The sequence below is a fragment of the Bacillus sp. AK128 genome, from assembly GCF_053903075.1.
In genome coordinates this window covers 1,996,269-2,010,193 of the sequence record NZ_CP096379.1, presented here as the reverse complement: position 1 = coordinate 2,010,193, position 13,925 = coordinate 1,996,269, and the positions used below count along the sequence as shown (strand labels likewise).

Here is a 13,925-nt window from a genome sequence, read left to right as displayed (position 1 = left end):
GAAGAGAAGTAATGTTTATTTACTTCTCGTTCTCTTCAGATACTTCTAATTCATCATTTTCAATAATGTCTTTACTTGTTGATGTTATGTCATTTAAGCTTTGGGTTATATTTACAGACTCTTCTTCAGGTGATTCTAAGGATTGAATTTCTTCCATGTTTTCTAGCTTTTCTACAGAAACTGTTTCTGTAGAATCTATTTCCTCAGATTCCACCTCCCTTTTATTATCAAGGTCCATGTCTCCAAGCTCACGTTCATCATTAATTTGGATGATTTCCTCATCAATATCATCAACTAATTGAAGATTTTCAGTTAGTGCTGGTTCTTGTTGACTGATTTCAACAAATGATTGCTTCATTAAATGACTATGAATGCCTATAAAGTCAGTCAGATAATCAGAGGGTCTATTCAACAGTTCTTCTGTTCCCAACCTTACTAAACTTGCAAGCGCAATACTACAGTCGTCTTGCGTTTGTTGCTTAATAACTGTTTCTAGGTTTGTTTCAAGAACTACTGAAATTTTTTGATTGGAATGGTCTCGAAGCCAGTCTAGCATTCTTGTAATGGCAGGTGCAAAGCCTTGTATTTGTTTATTGAATAAAGATTCTGCTGTACCATCTGACATTAAAATAAAGCCAGTCTTCTCTTCAGTGGATCCTTTATATAGTCTCAAGAATTTCCAAGCCTCATCAGAAGTAATAAAATAGGTAGTATTTGCATACATGCCATTTTCAGGGTTCGAAAGTACCTTGAAATTCCCTCCTGCAACTTGCAGTCCAATCACACCATCCCCAATATGGCCAGCTAAGTATCGATCACCTTTAATTGCAACATAGAGAAGCGTCGAGGCATAATCCTTAATATTCCCACTAAAATCGTCAATGCCTTCTAATTCATTTAAGAGAATCCCAATAATTCTCTTACGAAGCAGTTGATGATCCTCTTCCTTAAACATATCTTCAAAATGCATTTGGAGAACGTTTATCATTTTATGAACAACCGTTTTGGAGCCAATATGTGAAGAAGAGGCAGAACCAGCACCATCTGCTAAAACTAATATGGTCATATCGGGCGTTTGCACACTCAATGTATAATCCTGACATGGTAGTTGTTGTTTAAGATGGCTACGCCCAACGACTTGGGCATTAGCCAACTTCCAATGTGTAATGGTCATATAAAACTTCCTTTTACAGAACTGCCCATTTTTGAATGGCATCTACATCAAGCTTTACATCTTCTCCAGGAGTAGAGGCAGAAATTGCTGACACACTACTACTTAACCATTCAAAGAATTCAACAAAGTTTAGCCCTTTGATTTTTAATGGTGGTCTCTTTGGAGAAAACTGCTTTAATGTTGCCATATCAGCATTAGGACCAATACCTAATGGAAAAATGGTTAATTTTTTATTATTAACTAGATCTGTTGTACGTCTAGAAGCTAATGAAATATCATCAGTAGGTGCTCCGTCTGTCATAATAACGATCCATGGTTGGAAATAGCTAACACCAGATTGAGAATACATATTTTTTCTACGTTCTAATAGGTCGATGGCTAAGTTTATACCTTCACCCATAGGAGTTAATCCATCAACTGTTAAGTGTGGAATGGTTTGACGATTAATGCTTCCAAAATCAAATAGCTGCTTAACCTCTCCACCAAACGTTACCATTGAGATTTCTGCAGAAGCAGAAGCGATATCATCTTTACGAATTGATTCCATAAATAATTTTACACCTTTATTTAGCTCTTTAATTGGTTCTCCATTCATGGAATAGCTTGTGTCCAGAACTAAGCAGATTGGTAGTCTAGTAGATGGATTTTCATAAAGCTCAATCTGAGAGAGTAAAAATTCTTCTTGTGAATGGTGTGACATTGTGAATTCCTCCAATTATTTATTTAAAAATTTTAGTGCCTTGATTATTTTATCCAAAACATTTTGGGGCTGTTGTTGATTAGGTTTTTTCGTGTTTTGGTTTAAACTTACAGGTTTTTTGGGAACAGGATTGTTTCTTGGTACCTGTTGATTTGGTTTTGGTTTGCTTGTTGGATTCTTTTTAGGGATCGTTCTTGTCTGTGTCGTGTGACTACGATTAGGTGGTACATTTGGCGTTCTAGAAGGTGTTGTTCTTGTTCTAACCTCTGATACAGAAGAACTTGAAGATACTTCTCCAACTTGACCTGAGCGCGTTTGTTCCCATGTTCTCCAGATTTTCCTTCTGAACCTACATTTATCACAGATGTATCGGCTTCCCCGACTTTCTATTTTATTCTTATATTTTGTATGCACTCTTACCTGCGGATTTTTGCACATGGAATCATTACAAGTTAAAACAGCTTCTTCTCCTTGTGGTATTTTCATACTATCTGGAAAGAGCTCATCACTAAGATATCCTTTAGATATGGTTTGTCGGTACTTTACAAGTAGATCTCTTAGTTCTTCAGGTGTGGCTCTATTTTTACCAGTGAACGTTTTATATAGAGCATCTTTTAAGTCATAGAGTAAGTGACTCCAAATGTATTTCCATGAACCATCTGGAACAGTTCCTTTTCCTTCTTCACCAAGCGGATAAGGAAAGCCCATTTGTTTAATATTTTCTCCCGGTGTACCACCACCTTGGTGTGAATATGGTGGTTGTCCAGGTAGCATAATCATAAACATTAACGTATTAACGGCAAAATATTCATGAGTAAAGCTTCTTAAGAAAGTAGAAAAATTCTTACCTTGCAACTCTGGCGCTGTAAAATTTATCGTTCCTACAGGACACGGGTAGTTTTCAATTTGATAACTATCCGTATCAACAAAATAGACTTCCTTTTCATTTTTAATGAGTATATTCATTGGGTTTATATCTCCAATGACTATGTTTCTTTCATGAAGGTAGATAATTTTATTTATAATGGTAATAGCGAGCTGCACAAGATCTTTACGTGTCCAAGTTGGAAAGTTTTTATTTAAAACTGGACGAAGGAATATGGATGTTTGCATAGGTTTCCCTTCAGCTGTTTCCATAATATATCCTACAAACTCATTGCTACTATTGGTTAAGATATCCTTTGGCCAACAGATCCCTTTTTTATTGATTGGGACTTCTAGCATTCTTTTTAATTTATAGTAGCGCTCGTGTGTAATTCGGTCTTCTTTATAAACCTTACAAACCATTCCATTTGAAGCTAGAAAAATCTTCCCTTCTCCACCCGATCCAATTTCTTCTTTTAAACGCAGACTTCCATACAACTTTGAATACACAGTTTCATTTTTTTCAGGTACTTTACTGACAGACATTGGTGTTTCTTTTTGCGTAATAACCTTTGTCCCTAATATGAATTTTTCGTGCGGCTTTGGTGGTGGATCTGATCTGTGTTCCTTCGTCTTCGTTGGACGAGAAGGTGCAGAAGGTTGCTGGGACCTTGATGAAATTCTATCTAAATTCCATTCCTCTATATTTCCAGACTCATTTATTCTAAAAGCGTATATACGCTTCCCTTGAACTGCATGCTGGTTATTTAAATTTAAGATATCATGTGCCAAACCACGATCTTGTGTAATTAATGCCAAGTTGTACTTTACTCTAAATTGTTGGAAAACATATAAAAACGTTTGATCGGCAAAAGGGTCACTTGGGTCCCCAAACACAGCTGCCACTCCCTGATTCAAGTAAATCCTTAGTAGATTAGCTGCCGCCTTTGCTTTATGCCTTTTTTCTCGATCTTCATTTTTCATCATCTTATTTACTTCCTGAACAATACGTTGAGGAAGAATAACTTGTTTACTTGAAGCTAATAGAATACTTGTCAATTTATTCTCTAAAAACTCATTGGCATGAGGTGTCATCCATGTACTTGTATCAATGAAAAGCTTATAGTTTTTAATAATATCTTGAATATTCATACTTATTCCTCATCTGAATCTGTTGAATTAGTTAGCTGATCTTTTAACTCTATTAATTCCTCTTCCACTTCCAAAATCAACCGAACAAGTTTCTTGGAGCCTTTCTTTTGAGCTGCTAAATCTATTGCTTCCTGCACACATTCCTCAACAGTTGAAATGCTTGTATTTAATTTTCCGTTAATTCCTTCTAGTAGTTGAGAAACGTATACTGTGTCAACATGATTTTCTGATTCATGGTTAGTTTCATTCTTAACATCGATGTCTTCATCAAATTCAGAATCCTCTAACTCAATTTCTGTGAAATCACCATCGAATTCATCATCATCAAAATCATCTTCAAAAGACTCATCCCCAACTACAGAGTACGCTTCAATCTTTTTATCATTGCTTGTCTCTTCGTCTTCATTATTAAAAAGATCTTCCTCAATATAATAATCCTCTATTTCAACATCAGAGATTTCTGCATTAATAGAACCCCAGCCACCAAGACTAGTAAAATCCGAATGATTATTTTCCGTTAGAATTTTATCCTGGTCTAGTGTTTGCTCCACAAACTTAGACGGAAATAATGTTTGTGAAAATTCAATAAGTCCCTGCTTATTCCACTTGTTTGTAAAGGCAGTAAATCTAGATAGAGGGTAACCTGTCCAAAGAGAGCCTTCTTTATAAACAACAAGTATATCGTCACCCTCAAATGAATCGAGTCGAGGAATTGTAAAAGCCTCAATGCGGAAATATTGTGGAATAACATCCATTTCCTTTAAGTAATCAAACCAGCGCTTTACATCATGAATTTCGTCAATTACTCTTTGCTCTGCTTGAGCCCAAATAAAAGACGGTTCTGATAGACGTAGTTCTGAACATAACCATTCCTCAGTTGCTTTTAAAAATTGATTTACCATGTTTTTTACACCTCTAATACGGAATTTGTGTTGAAAGAGAAAACAGCACGCTACTTTTCTCTTTATCTTTTAACTGTTCTAGCTGGTTTATTTTTGATCTCCATTTATGAAAGAAAGCACTCATACTTAGTGGCAGTTCCTCCTCCATGAATTGGTCGTATAATCTAAGTGCTAGTCTAAGTGAAGTTTTTGCTTCTTTTAGCACTTTAGCATCTCCGAGGAATAGATATGAGGCATGCTCAAATGCAATCCCTATACCGATAGAACGGAGAGTTAAGCATTCGGAATCTGCTTGGCAAATTGCCATTGCTTGCTCATAATAACTTAAAGAAGCAGTGAAGCTTCCATTTTTAGCTAAGTAACTACCAATCTTCCAATAAATAATTTGCTTTGGATGAAAGTTTTCAACTGACGTAAAATAGTGATGCTTCAACACATCATTGCTGATTAAAGCTTTATACATGGACTCAGCAACTTGTTGTGACTGATCTGTAGCAGCCATTAAGCGAGTATAATGCATGAATCCAAATAGAAAGCTAGATTTCGGTTGTTTAAGTATATAACGAAGAAACTCATCGAAAGTAGTTGACTGAGGCAGTGAGTATGAGAGACATAAATACTTATAAGATGCCTCAACTTTCCCTCGATTACTTTCAATTTGTGCACGGTACTGAAATTGTCTACTTTTATGATGCTCTTCTTTGAATTGTTCAAGGGCTAGTTCAGAATCTCTTTTAGCATTTTCATAGTCTTCTATAGAGGACTCACTATAGCTGGCTCTCATAAAATAGGCTTGCATACGATTTCCTAGTGTCTTTCCAAGCAAATCAGAATAAAGGTCATCCTGTTGGAAATAACTAATTTCTCCAGCTATTGGAAGTAGTGAAAGCATTTGTGTAATAAATTCTTCTAGTTTCGTCATATTTTCAATGACACGCTCAAAATTGTATTTATTTAAATCATGAACTGCTTCACGAAGCATGAAGTCGATTACGTAATCAATGTTTTCCCACTTTTTACCCAATTCTGGAAGAACTTCTTGTATATTTTCAATTTGTTCTTCAGCTAGTCTTATATGACCTTGGTGAGTAGCGGTTGTGAATAGGCTTAAATATGAATCTAGATAAAATAAATGAGCTTTAATCCCTCGCTCTTTCATTTTGGGTATTAGTAAGGATGTCACCTTTTTTAAGGTTTCTTCAGCCTTGGTAAAGTTTCTTTCAACATGATTCAAATTTTGTAATGTTGTTAGAAAAACTTGCAGTTCCGCTTTAAGTGATTGGTGCGGTAATTGTTCAAGCTTAGTAAGGATTAAATCGAGGAATTCCTTTTCATAAAAATGACTATGATCCTTGCGACTAGAAAATCTTTCGGCAACAATCCACTCAAATACTGCCATGCCTACCATTCCATTTGATAGTAGCCTTCTAATAGAGATGGAGGATTCATGATCAAATAAGGTGTACACATGATCTTGTTCTAACAAATTTAGTAATTCTATTTGTTGATCAGAGGAGAACTTTTGTTTTTGTCGAAAATAAGCATGACAAATAGTGTCAGCCACTTTAAGGTGATTATCCTTTCTAGCAGAACCCAGTGATAAAGACCACTTCCAATTATGAATGGAGGAAGCCAGATTTTTTCTTGCTAGACCAACGACCAGCTTCTCTTCTAGCCTAATTTGATACTCTTCAATAGGAATTCTACGCAAATATGATTTTCCGTCTATGCCATGAACTGGTTCCATCCTCAATGCAGCAATAATCTCAATCTCTATAATTTCTTCAGCTGTTGCCAGGCTTTGGAAGAGTTGAATTAATCCTTCGGAGAGTATATTAATATAAGTTGTTGTAGCATTAACAATTTTTACTCGTTCTAGATTCTCAAAAATAACATATGTAGCACCATTAGCTTTAAGTTCTGATAGTAAGTCAAGCGTAAATCTCGAAAACGAGGCTTTAGGCAAATCTGTACTGTGATAACTCACTGAATCTAAGTTTTGCTTTTCACAAGATCGTTTAAAAATTCCACTTATCTTGTCGAGGTTTAGTCCTGTTTTATTAGAATATAATAACCCACCAACTATAGATGGTACTTCTTTACCATCAAGGTCTTTTACAAAGTCACCACTTTCATCTAATAAAAGGTAGTATTTTGTCATAAAACGCTCCTTGTGTCGAATAATATAGTTCAAATTTATCACATTTGTAATAATTTTGTAATAGAAAATCGAAATTTTCATCTCCTTTAATTGTATTTTTATTGGTAATTATCGCTGTTTGCTGTTCAAAGTTCTATTAACATTTATTCAATTGGAATCATGATCGGTAATTTAGAATTTCTACCTACTTCGAAATACCAGGAATCTAGCACTTTTATCCTAAGGATTTATCTTTACGGTACTTATAGGTCAAGTAAGACATCAAATGCAAGTTCCGAATAATTTGTTGAGTGAAAAAATATAATCTATTCTATTTTTTACTCTAAAACATATGATTCGTAAGATTGTGGCATTGAATATACCACTTCTAACCTTTAGAAGAAGGTGGAAGTGAGGAAGGAAAGACCTTGAATTGCTAGTAATATGTAGCAATATTATTTCAGCATTAAACATCGGTCTTTCAATAGCCATGACGTTCTATAATCTTATATTGGAACCCTTGTACCTGTTTTATTTTATCTACATTTTGATTAGATTTATGTTCCACCTTACTAACTAGAAAATACCTTATTAGAATTCCTCTTTCTTTTGGTTTAAAATGATGAAAAAGATTGTAAGGGAGATGTCGTATTGGTAAAGGAAATACTCTTGAATAACCTTCCTATTAAAATCAACAGTTACTCAGAAGATAACATAGACGGATTAATCATGATTTCAGTAATGTTTAACGTAACAAGTGACGACTATCATGACATTACCACCTTACTATATAAAGGAACTTTTGAAGTGAAAGTGCCTGAAAAGGATTTAATCTTTCAGGGTAGCATTCGGCAATACTCTACTTCATTTACTAATTTGTACGAGAAAGATCAAGTTGGGGTGTTTAGCTTGAGTCTCCTAGAAGTAAGGAAATGAGAAAGAAGGGAACTGCCATGAGGCTGAGCATATTAGATCAATCACCGATTTCGTCTAACCAAACCGCTCAAGATGCATTACTTAATTCGACGAAACTAGCACAAGCTGGTGAAAAGCTTGGATATACTCGGTATTGGATCGCGGAACATCATGATTTACCAGGGCTTGCCTGTCCTGCACCCGAAGTGATGCTAGGTTATATAGGAGCACATACTCGGTCCATACGTATAGGGTCTGGCGCAACGTTATTACCGCATTATAAACCCTATAAAGTTGTTGAAACATTCAATATGCTGGCAACATTATTTCCTGACCGTATTGACTTAGGAATCGGCCGAGCACCAGGTGGATCAGCTGAGGCGACGAATGCATTAAACGATAATTTTTTACAAAAGGTATATGATATGCCAAACGCAGTTAAAGAATTGCTTCATTTTATTTACGATGATTTCCCTAGTGACCATCAACATACAAAAGTGAAAGCTTCACCATTGCCAATAAGTCCTCCAGTTCCTTGGCTACTTGGGACGAGTAAAAAAAGTGCATTACTCGCAGCAGGAAACGGGATGTCGTATACCTTTGGTCAGTTTATGAGTGATCGAGACGGCGAAGAAATTATTAGACAATATCGAGATACCTTTCAACCGAAAAGAAAAGGGCAAAAGCCTGACGTCATTGTAACCGTATCCGTTATATGTGCAGAAACTACTGAAAGAGCGGAAGAAATTGCTCTAAGCACAATTTTATGGTCCCTTCAAATGGCTAAAGGTGAAGGAAATCGAGGGATTCCGTCGATTGAAGAAGCAAAGGCTTACGAACTAGATGAGAAAGAAAAAGAATCGATTGAAACAAGGAAGAAAAACTTATTGATCGGCAATCCAAAAGAAGTGAAACAAAAGCTTATCGATTTGAAAAAAACCTATCAAGCCGATGAAATCATGATTGTCACCATTACCCATTCACTAGTAGATAAAATACGATCTTATGAATTAATAGCTAAAGAATTTGATTTATAGCAAAGAGTACCTTTCCAATGGAGGGTATTCTTTTTTTATTTAGGTGACCAATATCACACTTTTCCCGCTCTATTTATTGAAATGGTCATAGAATCCTAAAGCTATTTTGGTACTAAATGGCTCCTTTGAATCATAATTTGATACAAACTTTGTTCCATCGCTCTAAAACTCTGCCGAAATGAATCTGAATGCTGCTCAATCTTCACTAAATTCCTGATATCAGCGACTTTTTTGATTATATCGACTACTTTGCTAATTTTATCGGCCACTTCGGCATATATATCGGCGACTTTACAGGAATATCAGCCAAACCCTCCATGATATCGGCAACTCCCTCGTGGCTCGGGGATTTTAACTATATAAAAAGATAGCAAATGAAGGAGTGAGTATTAGTTGAAAAAAGTTAAGGTACGTTTACAACCTATTGTTAGTAAGATAAACTTACCCACTGTTATGAAAACAACCGTCCTCCCCGGTGACACGATGGAAAGATTATTTATGGCAACCCAAGTTGGAGAAATCTTTTACATCGGTGATGAAGAGGTAAAAACTTTTTTAGATATTCGGTCACGAATTATAAAACTAGGTGAAAAACGTGGTGGTTATGATGAACGAGGCTTGTTAGGACTAGCATTTCATCCTCAGTTTTATTATAACGGTTTGTTTTATCTTCATTATTCTGTTGCTGGGACAGAAGGCCCTGGAGCTCTTACTAATTCTTTTAAGCCTGATCCATGTGACCCTAGTACCTTAAACCTAAAATGGGAAAACAGAGAAACTCAATATGACCATATTGATACGGTTGAAGAATGGGTTTTACAAACAAATGATGAACCTCGGAAACGAAGAACACTACTTAATCTGAGAAGACCCTTCTTTAATCATAATGGTGTCAATAGCTTGAATTTTTCTCCTGAAACAGGAAAGCTAGTGTTAACCAGCGGTGATGGTGGTTCAGCGTATGATCCATTTAACTTAAGCCAGGATAACATGGAAATTGCCGGTAAAATTATTGAAATAGACATCTCTAAAAATACATTTATCACTGATCCACCTGTAGTTACACAGTTTAATGAGCTCCCAACCCCCATCCAGGAAACGCTCACTGTGATTGCCAAAGGGGTTCGGAATATACCTGGGATCTCCTTTCAAAGATTTAATAATAACTATGTAAAGTATGTAGGAAATGTCGGTCAAGAATTAGCAGAATCCATTTTTTCATTTGTATACTATAAACCAATACCTGTTAAGGAGCTTGTTCAAGCTAATTTAATGAAAACTGAATCTAACAAAGAAGGCTTGATTAACTTTGGATGGCGAGGATGGGAAGGTCCCTTCCCTACTTCCATTATAGGAGAATGCTCCTCAGATTCATCTTTAGATGAGAAAACGATGGCTTACTATGATGAAGCTGTAAGGCTCTCCACTAATCGTCTTCCTCCTCTAACTAGTTACTATCATATGGATCCCCGCCCCGATAAGTTTGAAGCAACTGCACTTACGGGAGTCCAGCCCTATATGGGGTATGAAATACCAGAATTAACAGGAAGCGTACTATTTACTGATTTATCCCGGAGTGGAGAAAATGAATCTCCAGCTAGAGGAGCGTTAGCCTATACGCGAGCAAGTTTAGATCGTACTCTAAATGACTTTGGGATGATTGAAACTGATTATGATTTTGGATCACAATCGGCATATTTTATTAGTCTAGGAACAAATTCAAATCAAACCAGACTTTATTTAGGAGTCTATAATTCTATGAAAGTGACAGATCTTAACCAAGGAACTATATTTGAAATTATTAGATGATGGGTCATTTTCATTCTATCTGGGAACCCATCTACTCAACTCATATAAACCTTAGTATCACATTTACTTCTTGTTAGAAGCAGTCTTAACCTTAATGGGTTACTGCTTCTTTTTTTGCTCTTTTTAACCTTGGTTTTCTGGGAAACCCGCCCTAAGGTTTCTACAAACTATAGGTACTAGTAACCCTCGTTTTCCGTAACATTATTCAAAACTATTATTATTCGGTTCCTAGATTCATCATCCAATTTCTTTAAAGATTTACGTTTAAATACTCATCATTGAGGCTATTAAACTAGTACAAAGGAAAATTAAGGAGGCATATACTTTGTAACAATTTATAAACATTTTTTAAAAAAACTTAAAAATTCATTTTATAAAAACTATAGGAGGACGTAACATATGTTAAAAGCAGTGATTTTAAATTGTTCATTAAAAAAGAGTGATGAAACTTCCAATACGAGAGCGTTAATAGGTGAAGCCGTAAAGATTTTTGACAAGAATAATGTTGAAACAGAAGTAATTAGACTTGCTGATTATTCAATTCCTTTGGGAATCTCCGAAAATGTAGGTCCAAAAGATGAGTGGCCTTATATTTTCAATAAAATAAAGGAAGCCAATATCGTTATTATCGGGACACCTCTGTGGCTAGGAGAAAAGAGTAGTTTAGCTACATTAGCGATGGAACGTTTATTAGGTGGTAGTAGAGTCACCAATGAGAAGGGACAACAAATTTACTATAATAAAGTTGGAGGAGTTATTGTTACTGGTAATGAGGATGGAGCAAAAGACGCTTCTAAATCGATCCTTTATGGTTTATCCCATTTAGGATTTACCGTACCGCCTAATGCAGATGCCTATTGGGTTGGAGAAGCGGGTCCTGGTTCATCATTCATTGAAGCAGAAGGAATGAATAATGAATTTACAAGCCAACATATTGAAATGATGTCACACAACCTTATTCACTTTGGCAGTATGTTAGAAGAACATCCTATTCCTGCTGAAGGGAATGTTATGGAGTAAGTTCTGTCAAAGAAAGATGATGGTATAGAAGACACTAGTAAGTAATTTACACTTAAAGTTGTACATTAAAATGGTCCAGTAAATAAAGCTGGACCATTTCTTGTATTGTCTTGTCTTTCCTAGTTGAATGTGACTATATCGTATTGAATCCACTACCCTTTAGTTGCATAAAACCAAGTATGAAATAATCCTATAATCAAAAATTCGTGTTCAATATGTTTTTTATCATATATGTTTACTAAAACACGTTTATCGGAAACTTCTATTCTCCAATCTGCAATTAACTCTTCTCCTAGATGCAACTCAGCTGCCTTCAAAAAGTTTCGAGATATTCGGTACTCACTTCCTTTAAAGGTTACAATTACACCTTTTTCACCAAAACCATCAAAATGTTTAGTATCTTCCATCACAACTTGATGTACAGTTTGATGTTGATCTATATACTGTAGTTCTCTTTTGTTCTTTATGAACCCAGAGAGTTTTGCATGTACTCTTTCAATTCCATTATGATCATGTATTCGGTATCTAAGAAGTAACGGCGGACTAGAACCAATATTATCAACAATCTTTACAAAAATGTTTTTATAGTAAGCTTGAATGGCTCCTATTTTTGTTGTCCCTACTTTAATCTCTAACGGTTTTGTTGATGAACCCAACATAGTTGTAGGATATGTATATTGCATCTCATTTTGCCTCCAAATAAAGATATTGCGTTTCTTTTTATATTGCTTCGATAGCGGAACAACAAAAAACTAGGTCATTCGATTCCCCTTTAATTCAATGAACCTTACTTTTATTTCAATATGACGAAGAGAAATTCCTGCTCATTTAAGGAATGCTACCTCTTATTCAAGAACTATTTAGTACTCCTTTCTAATTAACCTACTTATTGCTAATCCATGTCATTCATATCCATTTCACAATAAAAATAGGGCAAAAGCTAGATTTCTAGCTTTTACCCTTTACTAGTTTAGACCTCAACCTTACTGGTATTCGTAATAAATTCATGTCTTCCTCTAAAGGCAATAATAGAAACAATTAAAAGTAAAGCACCTGCAATCAGATATACATATCTAACGCCAAAATACTCAGCTATTGTGCCCATTATTAAAACCGAAACGCCAAAGATTCCTGTCACAATGGTTCCAAGAGAAGAATATACAGTTGCCAGACGCTTGGCAGGTACAGTTCTTTGTATAATAGTCTGCTGTGGAATACTTTCTAATTGACCAGCAATCCCAATTATTACAGAGAGAAATACTGCTAGTAAGGGTATACTCGTCATACTAAATATTATAGTTAATCCAAAACTTACAAAGGTACTCATATAAAAGAAAGTAGTTAGATTCCTTTCTATATAAGAACTATACTTTACACAGTAAATGCTACCAACAATAACCCCAACAAAGAAAGCCCCATTTATTAAACCCCACCAGCTTTCATCAGTTCCTAATGCTTGTTCTACAAAAACAAGTAGAATCGCAGCAACCCAAACAGTATCAGCAATTGATTCTAAAAACATAATTTTTGCTATCTTTCGAAGAGCAGGATCGTGTGCAATTGTTTTCCATCCCTCTAAAAATTGTTCACTCATTTTTATCTCATCCTTATTTTCTTGTTCTATAAGATCAAGTAAACTCAATAAAAATGTGGAAACAATAAATAATACAGCCACTGACCATAGAATTGTAGTTGAAGTAAAAGAGGTTACTAACAAACCACCAATAAACCACATAATCATGTGAATAGTTTGTGTAACAGTTTCACTTATACTATTAGCACGAATCAATTCTTCCTGTAGTACATAAAGGGAACCATCGCTTGCCTTAATGGGTTTGCACAACCATCTAGGAGAGCAATGGGAACAATGATTAGAAAAATCAAGTAATAATTGGTATCCAATACCCCAGTCATTATTAAAAGGTTTAAACCAACCATAATAATTGTCTTCCCTAATTGCGAATAGCAAATTAGATACTTCAAATTGATTTTACCAACTAAAATAGGTATTAATAAGCTAGAAATAAACATTGACGTGGTTATTGAAAACGGAATTAATGAAGCCACTATTGCAGATCCCGTTAGACTAAATAACATACTAGTTAAACTAACTATATACAGTACATCACCGATATTAGAGATAGATTGACCTAACAATAAATAAACAAAACTTTTATTTGATTTCATGATAAACCCCCTTCATATTCAAATA

The 13,925-nt window shown here is 35.3% G+C and carries 12 protein-coding genes; 4 read left to right on the top strand and 8 right to left on the bottom strand.

Annotated features, from left to right (window positions below):
* Positions 1-19 precede the first annotated feature (19 nt).
* The 5 genes from M1D60_RS10040 to M1D60_RS10020 are packed head-to-tail and all read right to left on the bottom strand — an operon-like array spanning position 20 to position 6,953.
* Positions 20-1,174 (bottom strand): PP2C family serine/threonine-protein phosphatase, encoded by a 1,155-nt coding sequence (locus M1D60_RS10040; RefSeq protein WP_456279017.1) that lies wholly within the window; start codon positions 1,172-1,174, stop codon positions 20-22.
* Positions 1,175-1,187: 13 nt separating this feature from the next.
* Positions 1,188-1,874, bottom strand: a complete 687-nt coding sequence (locus M1D60_RS10035; protein ID WP_456279016.1) for a vWA domain-containing protein — start codon at positions 1,872-1,874, stop codon at positions 1,188-1,190.
* Positions 1,875-1,889: 15 nt separating this feature from the next.
* Positions 1,890-3,890 carry a protein kinase domain-containing protein gene (locus M1D60_RS10030; protein ID WP_456279015.1) on the bottom strand — a complete coding sequence of 667 codons (2,001 nt, stop codon included), beginning with the start codon at positions 3,888-3,890 and terminating at the stop codon, positions 1,890-1,892.
* Positions 3,891-3,892: 2 nt separating this feature from the next.
* Positions 3,893-4,792: a hypothetical protein gene (locus M1D60_RS10025; RefSeq protein ID WP_456279014.1), complete on the bottom strand. Its 900-nt coding sequence runs from the start codon at positions 4,790-4,792 to the stop codon at positions 3,893-3,895.
* 13 nt (positions 4,793-4,805) lie between these two features.
* A complete protein-coding gene (locus M1D60_RS10020) occupies positions 4,806-6,953 on the bottom strand; it encodes a hypothetical protein (protein WP_456279013.1) in 2,148 nt (715 codons plus the stop codon).
* 630 nt (positions 6,954-7,583) lie between these two features.
* On the opposite strand from M1D60_RS10020, the gene M1D60_RS10015 reads away from it, so the two are divergent.
* From M1D60_RS10015 to M1D60_RS10000, 4 genes are all read left to right on the top strand, one after another.
* Positions 7,584-7,868, top strand: a complete 285-nt coding sequence (locus tag M1D60_RS10015) for a DUF3219 family protein (RefSeq protein ID WP_456279012.1) — start codon at positions 7,584-7,586, stop codon at positions 7,866-7,868.
* A gap of 17 nt (positions 7,869-7,885) precedes the next feature.
* The gene (locus M1D60_RS10010; protein ID WP_456279407.1) at positions 7,886-8,884 is read left to right on the top strand and encodes an LLM class flavin-dependent oxidoreductase; all 999 of its coding nucleotides are present in this window, start codon (positions 7,886-7,888) and stop codon (positions 8,882-8,884) included.
* Between the two features lie 453 nt (positions 8,885-9,337).
* Positions 9,338-10,693, top strand: coding sequence for a PQQ-dependent sugar dehydrogenase (locus tag M1D60_RS10005; protein WP_456279406.1), 1,356 nt, complete (start codon positions 9,338-9,340; stop codon positions 10,691-10,693).
* Between the two features lie 399 nt (positions 10,694-11,092).
* Complete coding sequence (locus tag M1D60_RS10000) at positions 11,093-11,713, top strand: flavodoxin family protein (protein ID WP_456279011.1); 621 nt, start codon at positions 11,093-11,095, stop codon at positions 11,711-11,713.
* A gap of 152 nt (positions 11,714-11,865) precedes the next feature.
* On the opposite strand, the gene M1D60_RS09995 is transcribed toward M1D60_RS10000, so the two are convergent.
* The 3 genes from M1D60_RS09995 to M1D60_RS09985 all read right to left on the bottom strand — a co-directional run bounded on the left by M1D60_RS09995 (position 11,866) and on the right by M1D60_RS09985 (position 13,900).
* Positions 11,866-12,396, bottom strand: a complete 531-nt coding sequence (locus tag M1D60_RS09995; RefSeq protein WP_456279010.1) for a tubby C-terminal domain-like protein — start codon at positions 12,394-12,396, stop codon at positions 11,866-11,868.
* Between the two features lie 287 nt (positions 12,397-12,683).
* Positions 12,684-13,502 carry an MFS transporter gene (locus tag M1D60_RS09990; RefSeq protein ID WP_456279009.1) on the bottom strand — a complete coding sequence of 273 codons (819 nt, stop codon included), beginning with the start codon at positions 13,500-13,502 and terminating at the stop codon, positions 12,684-12,686.
* Positions 13,499-13,900: a hypothetical protein gene (locus M1D60_RS09985; protein ID WP_456279008.1), complete on the bottom strand. Its 402-nt coding sequence runs from the start codon at positions 13,898-13,900 to the stop codon at positions 13,499-13,501. The genes M1D60_RS09990 and M1D60_RS09985 overlap by 4 nt, the downstream gene beginning before the upstream one ends.
* Positions 13,901-13,925: the final 25 nt, after the last annotated feature.